Raw genomic sequence first — 16,747 nt, 5'->3', positions numbered from 1 at the left:
TTCAGGCGCGCACCGCGGTGAGGTCGCGCACCTGCGCGTAGCGCTCGCGCACCGCGGGCAGCGGGTCCGCCTCGTAGGTCGTGGACGCGGTCAGCTCCCACGCCGGCGGAGCGTCCCCGCCGGCCAGGACCCACGCGGCCTGCCGGGCGGCGCCGTCGGCGACGTACTCGCCGGGCTCGGGCACCACGACGGGCCGGCCCAGGACGGCCGGGGCCAGGCAGCGCACGGCCTCCGAGCGTGCGCCGCCGCCCACCAGGACGACGCGCTCGACGGCCACGCCCTGCGCGACGAGCGCGTCCAGGCCGTCCGCCAGCCCGCACAGCAGGCCCTCCACGGTGGCGCGGGCCAGGTGCGCGGGCGTGCTGGTGGCCAGGGTCAGCCCGTGCAGGGCGCCGGTGCTGTCCGGCCGCACGGGGGTGCGCTCGCCCTCCAGGTAGGGCACGAGGACCAGCCCGCCGGAGCCAGCGGGCGCGGACAGCGCCAGCCGGGACAGCTCGGCGTGGTCGACGCCGAGCAGCGCGGCGGCGGCGTCCAGCACGCGCGCCGCGTTGAGCGTGCACACCAGCGGCAGGTACCGGCCCGTCGCGTCGGCGAAGCCGGCGACCAGGCCGCTGGCGTCGTGGGTGGGGGTGTCGCTGACGGCGCTGACGACCCCCGAGGTCCCGATGGACACGACGACGTCGCCGGTGCGGGCCCCCACCCCGAGGGCGGCGGCCATGTTGTCGCCCGTGCCCGGCCCCAGGACGGCACCACGGGTCAGCGGCGAGGACGTCTCACCGGCCCGCTCGGCCGGGCCGAGGACGTCGGGCAGCCGGGGGCGCGAGCCGAACGCCCGCTCCAGCAGGTCGTGCCGGTAGGTGCCCGCGGCCGGGTCCCAGTAGCCGGTGCCGCTGGCGTCGCCGCGGTCGGTGACCAGCCGGTCCCCGCCGCCGGCGAGGCGGTGGGTCAGCCAGTCGTGCGGCAGGCACACGGCGGCCGTGCGGCGCGCGGCGTCCGGCTCGTGCTCGGCGACCCAGCGCAGCTTGGTGATCGTGAACGAGGCCACGAGGACGCTGCCGACCTGCTCGGCCCACGCCCCGGGCCCGCCGAGCTCGGAGGTCAGGTCCTCGGCGGCGCCGGCGGAGCGCCCGTCGTTCCACAGCAGGGCCGGGCGGACCACCTCACCGGCCTCGTCCAGCAGCACCGAGCCGTGCTGCTGGGCGCCGACCGCGAGGGCGTCCACGTCCCCCAGGCCGCCGGCGTCGGCGACGGCGCGCTCGAGAGCGCTCTCCCACGCGGCGGGGTCCACCTCCGTCCCCGCGGGGTGCTTGGCGGTCCCGCTGCGCAGCAGCGCACCGCTCGTCGCGTCGCGCACGACGACCTTGCAGGACTGCGTCGAGGAGTCGATCCCGGCCACCGTCGGCATGGCGCACAGCCAACCAGACGGCGGCGGGCGCACCGACCACGGCCGCGGGAGTGACGCACGCCACACGGGGGCGGTGCTCCGTCCGGGCCGGTGCACCGCGACCGGGATGCCGGAAGCTCTCGCGGGCATGTACCGTTGAGGGCACGGAGAGATGACAGTGACTCCGGGGCGCGCTCAGCCTGCCCCGGCCGACGCGCGAGGGGGTCGACGCCATGGGGCGCGGCCGTCAGAAGGCCAAGCAGACGAAGGTCGCTCGGCAGCTGAAGTACTTCAGCCCGCAGACCGACTACAACGCGCTGCAACGCGAGCTGCACGGGCCTGACCCGTACCGCCAGGGGCCCCCGGCTCCCGCGGTGCCGGAGACGGACGACGAGCAGTCCGATGAGGACTGGTCGCAGTACTCCGCCGAGGACGACTACGAGGACTGGGCGACCAAGCGTCGCGCCTGACCCCTCCGGTCTCCGGCAGGACGATCCACCGCTCGGGAGTCGTCGGGCGCGCTGCCTCTCGCTGAGGTGTCACCACCCCTGGTGGGAACCCCGCAGCAGGGTCACGCCCCCGGCGACTCCCTTGCCGTTGCTGTCCCCGTCCTCGGGGCGGCGCTCGCGGACCTCACCGCACACCCACGACGGGATCCCGGCCCCCTCCAGCGTGGCGACCACGCGGTCCACCGCGTCCGGCGCCACGACGGCGACCATGCCCACCCCCAGGTTGAGGGTGCGCTCCAGGTCGTCGGCGGGGACCCGGCCCAGGTCGCGCACGGTGGCGAAGACCGCGCCCGGCGTCCACGTCGCGCGGTCCACCTCGGCGGTCACGCCCTCCGGCAGGCACCGGGCCAGGTTCGCGGCCAGCCCGCCGCCCGTGACGTGGCTCATCGCGCGCACCCCGCCGCCGGCCACCGCCGCCAGCGCCGGCCGCGCGTACAGGCGCGTCGGCTCCAGCAGCTCCTCGCCCAGCGTGCGGCCGAAGTCGTCCACGTGCCGGTCGTAGGACCAGCCGGCGTCGGCGAAGACCCGCCGCACGAGCGAGTAGCCGTTGGAGTGCAGGCCCGAGGAGGCCATCGCCACGAGGACGTCGCCGGCGCGGACCCGCTCGGCGCCCAGCAGCTCGTCGGCCTCGACCGCACCGGTCACCGCGCCGGCCAGGTCGTACTCGTCGGCGCCCAGCAGGCCGGGGTGCTCGGCGGTCTCCCCGCCCACGAGGGCCACGCCGGCCTCCTCGCAGGCGCGGGCGATGCCCGCCACCAGCGCCGCCGTGCGCTCGGGCACGACCTTGCCGCAGGCGATGTAGTCGGTCATGAACAGCGGCGTCGCGCCGCACACGACGATGTCGTCGACGACCATGCCGACGAGGTCCTGCCCGACGGTGTCGTGCTTGTCGACGGCCTGCGCGACGGCGACCTTGGTGCCCACGCCGTCGGTGCTGGTGGCCAGCAGCGGGCGCCGGTAGCCCTTGAGGGCGCTGACGTCGTACAGGCCGGCGAACCCGCCGAACCCGCCGACGACGCCGGGGCCGTGGGTGCGGGCCACGGAGGCCTTCATGAGCTCCACGGCGCGGTCGCCCGCGACGACGTCGACACCGGCGGCGGCGTAGGTGGTGCCGGGGGCGCTCACTGCTGCGCCCCGCGGGTGGCGCGCGAGGAGACCACGGGCGTGATCGGGATGCGCGGGGCCTCCAGCGCGTGCTTGCCCAGGCGGTCCACGTCGGGCAGCGGCACCGGGTAGCTGCCGCTGAAGCACGCCGTGCACAGCGCCGAGGCGGGCTGGTCGGTCGCGGCGATCATGCCGTCGGTGGAGATGTAGCCCAGGGAGTCGGCGCCGATGCTCTGGCGCACGTCGTCCACGCCCAGGCCCGTGGCGATGAGCTCGGCCCGGGTGGCGAAGTCGATGCCGTAGAAGCACGGCCACGTCACCGGCGGGGAGCTGATCCGCACGTGCACCTCGGCGGCACCGGCCTCGCGCAGCATCCGGATGAGGGCCCGCTGGGTGTTGCCGCGCACGATGGAGTCGTCGACGACGACGAGCCGCTTGCCCTGCACGACGTGCTTGAGCGGGTTCAGCTTGAGCCGGATGCCGAGCTGGCGGATGGTCTGGCTGGGCTGGATGAACGTGCGGCCCACGTAGGAGTTCTTGACCAGGCCCTGCCCGTAGGGGATGCCGGACTCCTCCGCGTAGCCGATCGCGGCCGGGGTGCCGGACTCCGGCGTCGGGATGACCAGGTCGGCCTCGACGGGGTGCTCGCGGGCCAGCGTGCGGCCCATCTCCACGCGCGCCTCCTGCACCACCTTGCCGTTGATGCTGGTGTCGGGGCGGGCCAGGTAGACGTACTCGAAGACGCAGCCCTTCGGCTGCGCCGGCGCGAAGCGGCTGGAGCGCAGGCCGTCGGCGTCGACCGCGATGAGCTCACCGGGCTCGACCTCGCGCACGAAGCTGGCGCCGACGATGTCCAGGGCGGCCGTCTCCGACGCCACCACCCAGCCGCGCTCGAGGCGGCCCAGGACCAGCGGGCGGATGCCGTGCGGGTCGCGGGCGGCGTAGAGGGTGTCCTCGTCCATGAACACGAGGCTGAAGGCGCCCTCGGCGTGCGGCAGGACCTCCAGCGCGGTCGCCTCGAGGGTGTGGTCGGGGTCGCCCGCGAACAGCGCGGTGAGGATCGCGGTGTCGGTGGTGTTGCCGCGCGCCAGCTCGGTGCGCGAGGCCCGCCACGTCGAGGCGCGCGGGCGGCCGGCCTGGCGCTCGGCCAGCAGCTCGCGCAGCTCGAAGGAGTTGGTGAGGTTGCCGTTGTGGGCGAGGGCCACGGTGCCGCCGGCGGTGTCGCCGAGCGTCGGCTGGGCGTTCTCCCACGTGCTGCCGCCGGTGGTGGAGTAGCGCGCGTGGCCGACGGCGATGTGGCCCTGCAGCGACTCCAGCGCCGCCTCGTCGAACACCTGGGAGACCAGGCCGACGTCCTTGAAGACGAGGATCTGCTCGCCGTTGCTCACGGCGATGCCGGCGGCCTCCTGGCCGCGGTGCTGCAGGGCGTACAGCCCGTAGAAGGCGAGCTTGGACACGTCCTCGCCGGGTGCCCACACGCCGAAGACGCCGCAGGCGTCCTGGGGCCCCTTCTCGCCGGGGAGCAGGTCGTGGTTCAGACGTCCGTCACCGCGGGCCACCTCTCGAGTGTGGCACACGCGCCCGGGCCGGCCGGTCGCGCGGGCCCCCGGCGGCCCTCCCGGCGGCCCCCGGGGGCTCAGCCCCGGCGCGAGCGGCGGGACGCCCCGCGCGGGGTGCGGCGGCGCTCGAGCAGCACCGCCGCCAGGCCGCCGAGCAGCGCCAGCAGGATGCCCAGGGAGACGAACAGGTACCCGAACAGGGACTGCTGGGAGTACCCGGCCTGCGCGGGTGTGACGACGGCGACGACGGCCGCGACGAGGAACGCGAGGACCACGCCCGTCAGGACGAACGAGCGGTAGCGCGGCGCGCGGCGGCGCGTGACCTCGACGAACCGGGTGGTCTCGGGGTCGTCGGGGGTCGCGTCCGGGACCTCCTCCGCGGCGGGCTCGCCGGCGGGCTCGCCGGCGGTCGCACCGGCGGTGGGCTCGCCGGCGGTGGGCTTGCCGGCGGGGACGACCTCGACGGCGTCGTCCCCGGTGGCCGTGCCGCCGGTGGCCGGGTCGCGGGGCTCGCGCTGGGACTCGCTCACGGCGACGACGGTACGTCGTCGCCGGTGGCCGCCGCGGGGCCGGGTAGCAGCGGCAGCAGGCCGCTCAGGTCGGCGCGGACGCCGCTGGCCCGCACGCGGCCGGCGGTGCGGGCCGTCTCGAACGCCTCGCGGCCGGTGGCCAGGCGCAGCCACGTGGCGGGGTCGACCTCCACGACGGCCGGCGGGGTGCCGCGGGTGTGCCGGGGACCCTCCAGGACCTGGACGGCGGCGAAGGGGGGCACGCGCACCTCGACGCTGCGGCCGGGGTGGCGCTCGGCCAGCTCCTCCAGCGACCAGCGCACGGCCGTGGCGAGGACGGGCCGGGGCGGCACGGCGCCGTCGTCGAGCGCGGCGAGCGCCGCGTCCAGGGCCTCGCGGCCGGCGGCGGGGTCGGTGCGGCGGCGGGGTGGCACGCGCCCGATGCTCGCACCCGGCCGGGACCGCCGCTCCTCCCACCGACCGAGTCGTCAACAGGTATTGACGATCCGGGCATCGTCAACACATGATGACGCATGACCGACCCGGACCCCCTCGTCACCGCCAGCACCGACCCGGACCCCGCCGTGGGCCTGCGCGCCGTCGCCGCGCTGCGGCGCCTGACCGAGCAGCTCGAGCGCCTGCAGGTCCGCCGCGCCCGCGACCTCGGCTGGTCCTGGGCCGACATCGCCGCGGGCCTGGGGGTGTCCAAGCAGGCCGTGCACCGCAAGCACTCCGGCGACGACTGACGACCGGAGGACCACCGGAGGACCACCCGCTCACCACCCGACCCACGAGGAGGACACCGTGTTCGAGCGCTTCACCCGACGGGCCCGCGCCGCCGTCGTCGACGCCCAGGAGGTCGCCCGCGAGCTCGGCCACCGGGAGATCGGCGACGACCACCTGCTGCTGGCCCTGCTGCACGTCGACGGCGTCGGCGCCGACGTCCTGCGCGCCGCCGGCGCCGACCCCGACCGCCTGCGCGAGCGGGTCGCCCACCGCGAGGGCCCGGAGGAGGACGCCGAGGCGCTGCGCGCCCTGGGCGTCGACCTCGACGCCGTCCGCCGGCGGGCGGAGGAGGTGTTCGGCCCCGGCGCGCTCGAGCGGCCCGCGGGCCGCCGCCGCGGTCTGCTCGGCCGGCTGACCGGGCACGTCCCCTTCACCCGGCCCGCGAGGAAGGCCCTGGAGGAGTCCCTGCGGGCCGCGCTGGACCTGCGCCACGACCACATCGGCACGGAGCACCTGCTGCTCGGCCTGCTGCGCGCGCCGGGCGGCCGCGCCCGGGACGCCCTGGCGGCCACGGGCGTGCACCTGGACGCCGAGAGCGCCCGCGCCGCCGTCGTCGAGGCCCTGCGCCGCTCCGCCTGAGCCCGCCCGGCGCGGCTCAGGGACGGCGGTAGAAGGGCAGCTCGACGACCTCGACGGGCTCGGCGCGCCCGCGCACGTCCACGGCGAGCGCCGTCCCGACCCCGCTGCGGGCGGCGTCGACGTAGGCCATGGCGACGGGGTGCCCCAGTGTCGGGGACAGCGCACCGCTGGTGACGACGCCGACGACCTCGTCGCCGGCCAGGACGTCGTAGCCCTGGCGCGGCGCGCGCCGCCCCTCGCCGCGCAGCCCGACCAGCAGCCGCTGCGGCGGGGCGCCCGCCAGGCGCTCCAGCGCCTCGCGGCCGGGGAAGCCGTCCGGCTTGTCGAGCTTCACCACGCGCCCCAGGCGCGCCGCGTAGGGGTCGACCCCGCGGGTCAGCTCGTGCCCGTACAGGGGCATGCCGGCCTCCAGGCGCAGCGTGTCCCGGCACGCCAGCCCGCACGGGACGGCGTCGTGGGCGCGGCCGGCGGCCAGCAGCGCCGACCAGGCCTCGACGGCGCGCTCGGCGGGCACGAAGACCTCGAAGCCGTCCTCGCCGGTGTAGCCGGTGCGCGCCAGCAGGACGTCCAGCGGGCCCTCCGCCGTGCGCAGCCGGGCGGGCGCGCAGCGGTAGTAGCGCAGGTCCGCCAGGTCGCTCCCGTCCGCCAGCTCGACGACCTCGCCGACGGCGAGCGCCGACGTGGGGCCCTGCACGGCCACCAGCGCGGTCGCGGCGGTCTCGTCGGTGACGCGGGCGTCGTGGCCGGCGGACCGCTCGCGCAGCACGGCGGCGACGGCGTCGACGTTGGCGGCGTTGGCGACGACGAGGAAGTCCTCCTCGCCGGTGCGGTAGGTGACCAGGTCGTCGACGACCCCGCCGTCCTCGGCGGTGAGCATCCCGTAGGCGGCGCGGCCCACGGCCATGCCGGAGGGGCGCCCGACGAGGGCGCCGTCGAGGGCGGCGCCGGCGCCCGGGCCGCTGACGCGCAGCTCGCCCATGTGGGACAGGTCGAAGACGCCGGCGGTGGCGCGCACCGCGCGGTGCTCGGCGAGGTCGGAGGCGTAGCGCACGGGCATCGACCAGCCGGCGAAGTCGGTGAAGGCCGCTCCGAGCTCGGTGTGGACGTCGTGCAGCGGTGAGCGTCGGCTCACGGCGGGCTCCCCTCGTCGGCCGTGCGGGGCGCCACCGTCCCACAGGCGCGGGGCGGGGCCGGCGGGGGTGGGCCGCCGGCGCGGTCTCAGCGGTGGCCGAGGCGGGCGTCACCGGTGCCGGTGCTCACGAGGACCCGGCGCTCGGCGGAGGGGTCGACGGGCACGTCGACGCGCTCGCCGCCGACGCCGGCGCTGACCTCGGCCGCGTAGGCGGTGCCGTCGTCGGGGACCAGCACGTCGGCGTCGCCGGTGCTGGTGCGCACGTCGACGCTGCGCGGCGCGACGTCCAGCTCGACCCGCACGTCGCCCGTGCCGGCGTCCACGCGCACGTCGTCCAGGGCGCCGGTGACGGTGACGGCGCCGGTGCCGGCCTCCGCGCTCAGGCTGCCGCCGGCGGCGCCGCGCCAGCGCAGGTCCCCCGTGCCGGTCTCCGAGACGACGGCGCCGAACGCCCCCGTCAGCCGCTGCTCGCCCGTGCCGGTGTCCAGGCGCACCTCGACGCCGGCGGGCACGACGACGTCGAAGTCGGTGGAGCAGCGGCCCGGCCAGCCGCCGTGCGAGCAGGCGCCGCGCAGGTCCAGCACGCCGCCGTCCAGCTCGGCGCGCGCTTCGGCCTGCGACCAGCCGCTGACGGTGGTCGTCGTCACCCGCGCGCCGTCGCCGTCACCGGCGCGCACCTGCACGTCGCCCGTGCCGGTGCTGACGACGACGGCGGTGACGGGTCCGGGGAAGGTGTCGGTGCGCTGCTCGCGCACGGCCGTCATCGAGCCCAGGACGCTGAGGGCGCCGCCGGCGACGAGGACGACCGCGACGGCGGCGGTGACGGCGCGCACGGCCCCGCCACGGGCCGGTGGCGACGGCGGTCGCGGCGGCACGTCGAGGGTCAGGGGCTGCGTGGGGGCGCTCACGGGGTCCTCCGGGACGGCGGGGCGGGGTGGGCGGCGGCCTCGAGGTGGCGCAGGACGGCGAGGACGCGCCGGTGGTCCTCGCCGGCGGGGGCGAGGCCGAGCTTGGCGAAGATGCTGGACACGTGCTTCTCCACGGCCTTGTCGCTGACGACGAGGCGGGCGGCGACGGCGGTGTTGGAGCGCCCCTCGGCCATGAGCGCCAGGACCTCCAGCTCGCGCGGGGTCAGGCCCTCCAGGGGGTCGTCGCGCCGGGCGCGCGAGAGCAGCTGGGCGACGACCTCGGGGTCGACGGCCGTGCCGCCGGCGGCGACGCGGTGCAGGGCGTCGAGGAACTCCTCCACGTCGCCGACGCGGTCCTTCAGCAGGTACCCGACGCCGCGGGCGCGGCCGCCGAGCAGGTCGGCGGCGTAGCGCTCCTCGACGTACTGCGAGAGCACGAGGACGGCGGTGGCGGGGTGCTGCTCGCGCACGACGAGCGCGGCGCGCAGGCCCTCGTCGGTGAACGTGGGCGGCATCCGCACGTCGAACAGGGCCAGGTCGGGCTCGTGGCGGGCGACGGCGCGCAGCGCCTCCTCGGCGTCGCCGACGGCGGCCACGACGTCGACGCCCTCGGCGCGCAGCAGCTGCACGAGCCCCTCGCGCAGCAGGACGGAGTCCTCCGCGAGCACGACGCGCAGCGCGCTCGCCGGGTCCACCGGGCTCACCGGGTCCACGGGGCTCACCGGACACCCCCGCCGCGCCAGGGCAGGTCGACGTCCAGGACGGTGGGGCCGCCCGCCGGGGAGGAGACCGCGAGGCGGCCGTCGACGGCGGCGACCCGGTCGAGCAGGCCGCGCAGGCCGCTGCCGCCCTCGACACCCGGCCCGTCGCCCGGCCCGTCCCCGGGGCGCGCGCCGCCGCGGCCGTCGTCCTGCACGCGCACCCGCAGCCGCGGGCCGGACGCTCCCGCCTCCTGCCACAGCTGCACGAGGGCGCGGGAGGCGCCGGAGTGCTTGGCGACGTTGGTCAGCGCCTCGGAGACGCAGAAGTAGGCGATGGCCTCGGTGGTCGCCGACGGCCGGCCGGCGGGCCCGTGGGCGGACACGTCCGGGGAGACCTCGACGTCGACGGGCACGGGGGTGGTCGCGGCCAGCGCCGACACGGCCGCGTCGAGGCCGCGGTCGGTGAGCACGGGCGGGGCGACGCCGCGGGCGACGCGGCGCATGTCGGCGATGGCGGCGGTGGCCGAGGAGCTGGCGGACTCCAGCAGGGCGCGGGCGGCGTGGGGGCCCTCGCGGTCGAGGGCGCGGCGGGCCATGCCCAGCTGCAGGGACAGCGAGACCAGCCGCTGCTGGGGCCCGTCGTGCAGGTCCCGCTCGATGCGCCGGCGCTCCTCCTCCACGGAGTCCACGGCGCGCTCGCGGGTGGAGGTCAGGGTGTCGACGCGCTCGCGCAGGGTCGCCTCGCGCTGCTGCGGCGGGGGGCCGAGCAGCGCCGCGCCGGTGGCGGTCTCGGGGACGGCCAGGACGCGGGCCAGCAGCGGCACGAGCAGCAGCAGCGCGACGCCGGTCAGGCCGACGACGGCGTCCGGGACGCCGATCGGCCCGCCGCTCCCCCACGGCCAGCTGAGCCCGCCGGGGGCGGCGGAGGTCCAGCGGGCCAGGCTGGGGGCGACGACGGCGGCCAGGCCGGTGGCGGCCAGGACGAGCACGACGGCGCCGCCGACGAGGCCGGCGGTGCCGACGACGGCGAGGTGCCCGGCCGAGCGCCAGGGCCGCGGGTCGAGGAGCCAGCGCCGCCACCAGGGGCCGGGCCGCTCCCACGGGCCCGGGTCCTCGACGGCGACGCCGAGGGCGCGCAGCCGGGCCCGCTCCAGGGCGGCGGAGACGTCGAGGAGGACGCGGGCCAGCAGCAGCAGCGGGATCCCCGCGCCGGCCAGCGGCACGAGGGCGGCGCCGAGCAGGAGCAGGAGCAGCGGGACCCAGTGCCAGAGGCCGACGACGAGGTCGAGGACGAGGTGGGCGGCCACCCACCAGCCGCCGGCCCAGCGCCGCAGCGGCGAGGTCGTGTTCACGACCCCGACGCTAGGGCTCGGGGCGGGGCGGGCGGGAGGGTGCGCTCCCCCGGAGCGGGGGTGGGGCTGACCCCACCCCCGCCCGCGCCGGGACCGGCCCGGCCGGGAGGCTCACCAGCGGTCGACGAGCTCCTGGATCTTCCGGCGCATGAGGCGGCTGGACTCCTCGCGCTCCTCCTCCCAGGCGAAGACGCTGGCGCACAGGGCGCCGTCGAAGCCGACCTCGCCGAGGGCGGCGAAGATGCCGTCGAAGTCCACCTCGCCCTCACCGATGTTCAGGTGCTGGTGGACGCGGGCGGTCGAGCCGGGCGGGTTGATGATGTACCGCAGGCCCGAGGAGGCGCGGAAGTCGAAGCTGTCGGCGACGTGCACGTGCCGGACGAGGTCGCCGGCGTAGCGGACGATCCCCGGCCCGTCGCCGCCCTGGTGGTACGTGTGCGGGGTGCAGTAGACGAAGCCCACCCAGGGCCGGTCCAGGCCGCGGACGAGGTCCACGGCGCGGAAGCCGTCCTCGACGAAGTCGTCGGGGTGCGGCTCCAGGCGCAGCTCGATCCCGTTCGCCTCGAAGACGGGCGCGAGCTCCTCGAAGGAGTCGAAGAAGCGGGCCTCGCTGGCCTCGGGCAGCTCGGGGCGGCCGTTGAACTCCGACTGCACGACGGGCACCCCGAGCTCGGTGGTCACCTCGACGATGCGCTTGATGTTGCGCACGGCCTGCTCGCGCTCGTCCTCGCCGGGGCCGGACCAGCGCTGCACGAACTGGGTGGAGCAGACGCCGACGCCCGCGGCGTCCAGCGCCCCGCGGAACTTCCGCACGGTGGCCAGGTCGACGCGCGGGTGGCGGAAGAACGGGATGAAGTCCTCGCGCGGCGACAGCTCGATCCACTCGTACCCCAGCTCGGCCACCACACCGGGCAGCTCGAGCAGGGGGACGTCGCGGAACATGTAGGTGTCCAGGGCGATCTGCACGGTCGTCCCCCTCAGCCGCGGTCGCCGAGGTCGACCTCGACGCGCCGGCCGGTGCGGAAGCTCTCCACGCCGGCGGCGCAGACGGCGGCGGCGGCGTAGCCGTCCCACACGCCCGGGCCGTCGACCCCGGCGCCGGAGCGCACGGCGTCGACCCAGCGCTGGAACTCGGTGTCGTAGGCGGCGCCGAAGCGCTCCTTGAAGTCCTTGGTGATGCTGCCGCCGTAGCCGGCGGGGCTGTGCTTGACCAGGCCGATCCCGTGGCCGATGGAGGCGCTGCCGCGCTCGGCGACGAGCTCGGCGCGCACCTCGTAGCCGAAGGTGGTGTTGACGAAGATCTCCACGTCGACGAGGACGCCGCTCTCGGTCTCCATGAGGACGAACTGCGGGTCCTGCAGGCCCTCGGGGGCGTTCGCGGTCACCCGCGGGCGCAGGACGGTCACCGCGGTGATCTCCTCGCCGAGCAGGTAGCGGGCGGAGTCCACCTCGTGGACCACCGAGTCGAGCATCAGCATCTCGGAGGAGAAGTTCGGCGGGGTGCTGGCGTTGCGGTGGGCGCAGTGCAGGAACAGCGGGGTGCCCAGCTCGCCGGAGGCGACGAGGGCGCGCAGCTGCTCGTGCTCGGCGTCGAAGCGGCGCATGAAGCCGACCTGGACGAGCTGCCGGCCCAGGGCGCGCTCGGCCTCCACGACGCGCCGGGAGGTCTCCGGGGAGGTGGTCAGCGGCTTCTCGCACAGCGTCGGCTTGCCGGCCTCGAGGGCCTTCAGCACGAGGTCCTCGTGGGTGAAGCCGGGGGTGGCGATGACGACCGCGTCGACCTCGGGGTCGGCGATGGCCGCGGCCGGGTCGTGCACGGCGCGGACGCCGAACTCGGCCGCGACCGCGTCGGTGCGGGCGGGGTCGACGTCGCTGACGACGACGAGCCGCGCGCCCTTGGTGACGGTGGCCAGGCGCCGGGCGTGGTCCTGGCCCATCATGCCGACGCCGAGCACGGCGACGCGCAGCTCGGCGGTGGGATCGCCGTCGTAGCCCTGCCGGGCGGTGTGCTGCTCGGTGGCCTGCGTCGCCGTGCTCATGCGGGTCGTTCTCCTGCCTCAGTTGGTCTTCTCGTGGGCGGGCGCCAGGGTGGCGGCCGGTTCCGGGGTGTCCCCGGGCTTGCTGAGCTCGTGGCTGAGCGCCTCGAGCTCGGCGCCGCCGGCCATCTCGTTCGTCAGCCGGTCCAGCGTGATCTCCTGCCGGGACATGTCCAGGGAGACCTGGCCCAGCTTGAGGACGACGAAGTGGTTGCCGACGAGGTAGGCGTGGTGCGGGTTGTGGGTGATGAAGATGACGCCGAGGCCGGCGTCGCGCGCCTTGGCGACGTACTTGAGGACGACACCGGACTGCCGGACGCCGAGGGCGGCCGTCGGCTCGTCGAGGATGAGCACCTTGGCGCCGAAGTAGATGGCGCGGGCGATGGCGATGCACTGGCGCTGCCCGCCGGACAGCGCCCCGACGGGACGCTCAAGGTCGGGCACGTCGATGCCCATCTTGGACAGCTCCTCCGCGGTGATCTCCATCATCCGCTTGACGTCGAGCCGCTTGAACGGGCCGACGCCGGTGCGCAGCTCGGAGCCGAGGAAGAAGTTGCGCCAGATGGACATCAGCGGCACCAGGGCCAGGTCCTGGTAGACCGTCGCGATCCCCCGCTCCAGGGACTCGCGCGGGGAGGAGAAGTGGACCTCCTCGCCGTTGACGACGACCCGGCCGGCGGTGTGCGTGTGCAGGCCGGCGACGATCTTGATGAGGGTCGACTTGCCGGCGCCGTTGTCGCCGAGCACGCAGGTGATCTCGCCCTGGCGCACCGACAGCGTCACCCCGCGCAGGGCGTTGACGTTGCCGTAGCTCTTGCCGACGTCGTCGAGCCGCAGGATCTCGGTGTTGGGGTCGTGCCCGCTGCGCGAGCCGGGGGTCTCGGTCGTGGTCACGGTGCTCACCTCTTCGCGGCGTGGTTCTTCACCACGAGGTTGACGATCGTCGCCAGCAGCAGCATCACGCCGAGGAAGAGCCGGAACCAGTTGGCGTCCCAGCCGGCGTAGACGATGCCGAGGCTCGTGGCGCCGAAGATGAGGGCGCCGATGGCGGACCCGACCGCCGACCCGTACCCGCCGGTGAGCAGGCACCCGCCGACGACCGCGGCGATGATGTAGATGAACTCCTGACCGACGCCGCCGCCGGACTGGACGGTGTTGAAGCTGAACAGCTGGTGCATGCCGACGAACCAGGCGCAGAACCCGACCGTCATGAACAGGCCGATCTTCACGCGCTTGACGGGCACGCCGACCGCGCGGGCCGCGGCCTTGTCACCGCCGACCGCGAAGATCCAGTTGCCGACCCGGGTGCGCAGCAGGACCCAGGTGGCGACGGCGACGAACAGGAGCCACCACAGGACCGTGATGCGGATGCCGACGCCCCCCACCGTGATCGTCGAGGCGAACACGGCGCGGGCGGAGGAGAACCCGTCCATGTCCGAGACGCTGCTGGAGGAGACGCCGCCGGTGAGCAGCTTGGTCACGCCCAGGTTGATGCCCTGCAGCATGAAGAACGTGCCGAGGGTGATGAGGAAGCTCGGCAACCCGGTCCGCATGAGCAGCCAGCCGTTGAAGGCGCCGATGGCCAGCGACAGCACGAGCGCGAGCAGGACGCCGACCCACAGGTTCAGCCGGAACTGGAAGGCGAAGGACGACGCGGCCAGCGCCGAGGTGGTGACGGCGACGCCGGCCGACAGGTCGAACTCCCCGCCGATCATGAGCAGGGCGACCGCCACGGCCATGATGCCGATGGTGGAGCCGGCGTAGGCGACGGTGGCCAGCGAGGCGGCCTGCCGGAAGGTGGGCGCCACGGCCGCGAAGAGGACGAAGACCGCCACGAGACCGATGAGCGAGCCGATCTCCGGCCGGGACAGGATCCGCGAGGCGAGCGGCCGGGTCGTGACCCGGTCGTCGCGCGCGGCGGCGGTCTGCGCCGCCGCGCCCACGACGGTGCTCACCGCGTGCCGCCCGCGGCGAACTCGGCGACGCGGTCGACGTTCGTGGAGTCGATGAACGACGGGCCGGTCAGCGTGGCCTGGCCACCGCCGATGGTGTTGCCGTTGGTGTTGTACAGCCACAGCGAGTCGACGGCCAGGTAGCCCTGCAGGTACGGCTGCTGGTCGATGGCCCACTCGACGTCGCCGTTCTGGATGGCGCTGATGAGCTCGGGGTTGGTGTCGAAGGTGGCGACGGTCGCGGAGCTGCCGGCCTCGCCGACCGACTGCACGGCGGTGAGGGCGAACGGGGCGCCGAGGGTGACGACGCGGTCGATCGTCGGGTCCTGCTGCAGCTTGGAGGTGATCGACTGCTGGACCGAGGGCATGTCGGTGCCGGTCACGTAGAGGATCTCGCTGGTGCCGCCGAACGTGTTGTCCAGACCGCGGCAGCGGGCCTCCAGGCCGACGTGGCCCTGCTCCTGGATGACGCACAGGCTGTGCTGGGCGCCCTCCTCGTTGAGCCGCTCCCCCGCGGCCTCGCCGGCGATCTCCTCGTCCTGGCCGAAGTAGCCGAGGGCGCCGGTCTCCTGCCACTCCCCGAACCCGCCGTTGAAGGCGACGACGGGGATGCCCGCCTCGGTGGCGGCCTGCACGGCCGGGGCGAGGGCGTCGGCCTTGGCCAGGGTCACGGCGATCCCGTCGACGCCGGAGTCGATGGCGCTCTGCACGAGGTTCACCTGGTCGGCGGCCTCCGGCGCGCCCTGGTAGTTCAGGTCGACGTTGTCCTTCGCGGCGGCGTCCTCGGCGCCCGAGCGGACGATGTCCCAGAAGGTGTCACCGGGCGCGGCGTGCGTGACCATGGCGATGGTCATGCGCTCGGTGTCGGCGACGCCGGCGGCGGCACCGCCGTCGTCCCCGCTGTCCTGGCGGCCACCGCTGCTGCTGCAGCTGGCGAGGGTCACCGCGGTGGCGGCGGCGAGGGCGACGAACGTGAGCTTGCGCGTGCGAATCATCGTCGATCCGGTCCTCTCTGTCGGGCCGGCGGCCCGGTCCCCGGGCTGCTGCCCGATCCAGTGGGGGTGGTGCGGTGGTGCCCGGCGCCGCCTGCTGCGGTGCGACCGGTGGTGCCGGGTGGGACTCCCCGGGCGTCACCCGCCCGGGGCCGGAGCCTGCGTCAGCGGCAGCCGCGCAGGTAGCTGCAGGTCCGCCGCGCGATGGGCAGCGGCTGGTCGAACGAGGCGACGGGGTACATGTCCTGCTCGACGATGGCGAACACGTCCCGGCCCAGGCCCTCGAGGGCCTCGAGCACGGACGGCATGTCCGGCACGCCGTGCGGCGGCTCGACCATGGCGCCGAGCTTGACGGCCTCGCCGAAGCCGAGGTCCTGCGCCTTGACCTTCGCCACGACCTCGGGGTCCACCTGCTTGAGGTGGACGTACCCGATGCGGTCGGGGTAGCGGCGGATGAGGTCGACGTTGTCGCCGCCGGAGTAGCTGACGTGGCCGGTGTCCAGGCAGAGCTTGACGACCTCGGGGTCGGTCATCTCCAGGAACCGCTCGACCTGGGGCTGGGTGTCGACGTGGGTGTCGGCGTGGGAGTGGAACGCCATCTGCAGGCCGTAGCCCTCGCGGATGTCGCGCCCGAGGCGGTCCATCCCGCTGGCCAGGCGCTGCCAGCCCTCCTCGGTCAGCTCCCGCGGCTCCAGCGCCTCGCCGGTCGTGTCGCTGCGCCACTGGCCGGGGATGACGACCAGGTGGGTGCCGCCGACGGCCTTCGTCAGGGCCGCGACCTGCTCGACCTGGGCCCAGGCCTCGTCGTAGTGGTCGGGGCGGTGCAGGGCGGCGAAGATGGTGCCGGCGGAGACCTTCAGGCCGCGCGAGCCGATCTCGTCGGCCAGGCGCTGCGGGTCCGTCGGCAGGTAGCCGTGGGGGCCGAGCTCGATCCACTCGTAGCCGGCCTCGACGACCTCGTCGAGGAACCGCGTCCACGGGGTCTGCTGCGGGTCGTCGGCGAACCAGACGCCCCAGGAGTCGGGGGCGGTGCCGATGGTGATGGCGCGGCTCATGCGGTCTGGACCCTCCACGTCGTCGTGCGCCCGCACCGCCGTGCGGACACGTGAACCATCGCGCGGAGGACCCGCGCTGTCAAGCAATTGTCAGGACATATGCACTTGCCGAGCTGCCCAGGGGCAGGATGACGTTTTCCCGCCCACCTCCGGCGGCGGGCCCGCGCGGTGGTCGCCACGGGGCCCGCC

General features: G+C 75.6%; 18 protein-coding genes. 3 read left to right on the top strand and 15 right to left on the bottom strand.

The window, feature by feature from the left end; all coding sequences use genetic code 11:
• Nucleotide 1: 1 nt before the first annotated feature.
• The gene (gene xylB, locus ACRYMY_RS13780; RefSeq protein WP_432547832.1) at nt 2-1,405 is read right to left on the bottom strand and encodes a xylulokinase; all 1,404 of its coding nucleotides are present in this window, start codon (nt 1,403-1,405) and stop codon (nt 2-4) included.
• A 212-nt stretch (nt 1,406-1,617) separates the two neighbouring features.
• Here xylB and ACRYMY_RS13775 point away from each other — a divergent pair, with 212 nt between their 5' ends.
• Entirely contained in the window at nt 1,618-1,854 is a 237-nt protein-coding gene (locus ACRYMY_RS13775) for a DUF3073 domain-containing protein (protein WP_432547831.1), read from the top strand.
• Between the two features lie 69 nt (nt 1,855-1,923).
• Here the strand turns inward: ACRYMY_RS13775 and purM are convergent, their stop codons facing one another.
• The 4 genes from purM to ACRYMY_RS13755 form a co-directional block, all read right to left on the bottom strand.
• Nucleotides 1,924-3,018, bottom strand: coding sequence for a phosphoribosylformylglycinamidine cyclo-ligase (purM, locus tag ACRYMY_RS13770; RefSeq protein ID WP_432547830.1), 1,095 nt, complete (start codon nt 3,016-3,018; stop codon nt 1,924-1,926).
• On the bottom strand, nt 3,015-4,556 hold the full coding sequence (purF, locus tag ACRYMY_RS13765; protein WP_432547829.1) for an amidophosphoribosyltransferase: 1,542 nt from the start codon (nt 4,554-4,556) through the stop codon (nt 3,015-3,017). Before purF ends, purM begins: the two co-directional genes overlap by 4 nt.
• Before the next feature lie 77 nt (nt 4,557-4,633).
• Nucleotides 4,634-5,086, bottom strand: coding sequence for a hypothetical protein (locus ACRYMY_RS13760; protein WP_432547828.1), 453 nt, complete (start codon nt 5,084-5,086; stop codon nt 4,634-4,636).
• Entirely contained in the window at nt 5,083-5,499 is a 417-nt protein-coding gene (locus ACRYMY_RS13755) for a sterol carrier family protein (protein ID WP_432547827.1), read from the bottom strand. The genes ACRYMY_RS13760 and ACRYMY_RS13755 overlap by 4 nt, the downstream gene beginning before the upstream one ends.
• 99 nt (nt 5,500-5,598) lie before the next feature.
• Between ACRYMY_RS13755 and ACRYMY_RS13750 the strand changes: the two genes are divergently transcribed.
• Together ACRYMY_RS13750 and ACRYMY_RS13745 are read left to right on the top strand one after the other, a co-directional pair.
• Complete coding sequence (locus ACRYMY_RS13750; RefSeq protein WP_432547826.1) at nt 5,599-5,811, top strand: helix-turn-helix domain-containing protein; 213 nt, start codon at nt 5,599-5,601, stop codon at nt 5,809-5,811.
• Nucleotides 5,812-5,869: 58 nt separating this feature from the next.
• Nucleotides 5,870-6,430: a Clp protease N-terminal domain-containing protein gene (locus ACRYMY_RS13745; RefSeq protein WP_432547825.1), complete on the top strand. Its 561-nt coding sequence runs from the start codon at nt 5,870-5,872 to the stop codon at nt 6,428-6,430.
• 16 nt (nt 6,431-6,446) lie between these two features.
• On the opposite strand, the gene gcvT is transcribed toward ACRYMY_RS13745, so the two are convergent.
• The 10 genes from gcvT to ACRYMY_RS13695 form a co-directional block, all read right to left on the bottom strand.
• Nucleotides 6,447-7,562, bottom strand: a complete 1,116-nt coding sequence (gene gcvT / locus ACRYMY_RS13740) for a glycine cleavage system aminomethyltransferase GcvT (protein ID WP_432547824.1) — start codon at nt 7,560-7,562, stop codon at nt 6,447-6,449.
• 86 nt (nt 7,563-7,648) lie between these two features.
• Nucleotides 7,649-8,470 (bottom strand): DUF4097 family beta strand repeat-containing protein, encoded by an 822-nt coding sequence (locus tag ACRYMY_RS13735; protein ID WP_432547823.1) that lies wholly within the window; start codon nt 8,468-8,470, stop codon nt 7,649-7,651.
• Nucleotides 8,467-9,147, bottom strand: coding sequence for a response regulator (locus ACRYMY_RS13730; protein ID WP_432547855.1), 681 nt, complete (start codon nt 9,145-9,147; stop codon nt 8,467-8,469). The genes ACRYMY_RS13735 and ACRYMY_RS13730 overlap by 4 nt, the downstream gene beginning before the upstream one ends.
• 41 nt (nt 9,148-9,188) lie before the next feature.
• Nucleotides 9,189-10,523 carry a sensor histidine kinase gene (locus ACRYMY_RS13725; protein ID WP_432547822.1) on the bottom strand — a complete coding sequence of 445 codons (1,335 nt, stop codon included), beginning with the start codon at nt 10,521-10,523 and terminating at the stop codon, nt 9,189-9,191.
• 111 nt (nt 10,524-10,634) lie between these two features.
• Nucleotides 10,635-11,489, bottom strand: coding sequence for a sugar phosphate isomerase/epimerase family protein (locus ACRYMY_RS13720; protein ID WP_432547821.1), 855 nt, complete (start codon nt 11,487-11,489; stop codon nt 10,635-10,637).
• 11 nt (nt 11,490-11,500) lie between these two features.
• On the bottom strand, nt 11,501-12,562 hold the full coding sequence (locus ACRYMY_RS13715; RefSeq protein WP_432547820.1) for a Gfo/Idh/MocA family protein: 1,062 nt from the start codon (nt 12,560-12,562) through the stop codon (nt 11,501-11,503).
• 18 nt (nt 12,563-12,580) lie between these two features.
• Nucleotides 12,581-13,453, bottom strand: a complete 873-nt coding sequence (locus ACRYMY_RS13710; RefSeq protein ID WP_432547819.1) for an ATP-binding cassette domain-containing protein — start codon at nt 13,451-13,453, stop codon at nt 12,581-12,583.
• Nucleotides 13,454-13,458: 5 nt separating this feature from the next.
• The gene (locus tag ACRYMY_RS13705) at nt 13,459-14,514 is read right to left on the bottom strand and encodes an ABC transporter permease (RefSeq protein ID WP_432547818.1); all 1,056 of its coding nucleotides are present in this window, start codon (nt 14,512-14,514) and stop codon (nt 13,459-13,461) included.
• On the bottom strand, nt 14,511-15,506 hold the full coding sequence (locus tag ACRYMY_RS13700; RefSeq protein ID WP_432547817.1) for a sugar ABC transporter substrate-binding protein: 996 nt from the start codon (nt 15,504-15,506) through the stop codon (nt 14,511-14,513). Before ACRYMY_RS13700 ends, ACRYMY_RS13705 begins: the two co-directional genes overlap by 4 nt.
• Nucleotides 15,507-15,667: 161 nt before the next feature.
• Nucleotides 15,668-16,558, bottom strand: a complete 891-nt coding sequence (locus tag ACRYMY_RS13695) for a TIM barrel protein (protein ID WP_432547816.1) — start codon at nt 16,556-16,558, stop codon at nt 15,668-15,670.
• Between the last annotated feature and the right edge of the window lie 189 nt (nt 16,559-16,747).

The sequence above is a fragment of the Kineococcus haloalkalitolerans genome, from assembly GCF_050871905.1.
Taxonomy (GTDB): Bacteria; Actinomycetota; Actinomycetes; order Actinomycetales; family Kineococcaceae; genus Kineococcus.
The sequence above is the reverse complement of the archived record's forward strand: the minus strand, read 5'-3'. Positions and strand labels throughout refer to the sequence as shown.

Excerpts from the sequence above, each read along its gene's own strand:
- xylB (WP_432547832.1), bottom strand. The coding sequence starts at position 1,405 with ATGCCGACGGTGGCCGGGATCGACTCCTCGACGCAGTCCTGCAAGGTC.
- ACRYMY_RS13775 (WP_432547831.1), top strand. The coding sequence starts at position 1,618 with ATGGGGCGCGGCCGTCAGAAGGCCAAGCAGACGAAGGTCGCTCGGCAG.
- ACRYMY_RS13750 (WP_432547826.1), top strand. The coding sequence starts at position 5,599 with ATGACCGACCCGGACCCCCTCGTCACCGCCAGCACCGACCCGGACCCC.
- ACRYMY_RS13715 (WP_432547820.1), bottom strand. The coding sequence starts at position 12,562 with ATGAGCACGGCGACGCAGGCCACCGAGCAGCACACCGCCCGGCAGGGC.
- ACRYMY_RS13700 (WP_432547817.1), bottom strand. The coding sequence starts at position 15,506 with ATGATTCGCACGCGCAAGCTCACGTTCGTCGCCCTCGCCGCCGCCACC.
- ACRYMY_RS13695 (WP_432547816.1), bottom strand. The coding sequence starts at position 16,558 with ATGAGCCGCGCCATCACCATCGGCACCGCCCCCGACTCCTGGGGCGTC.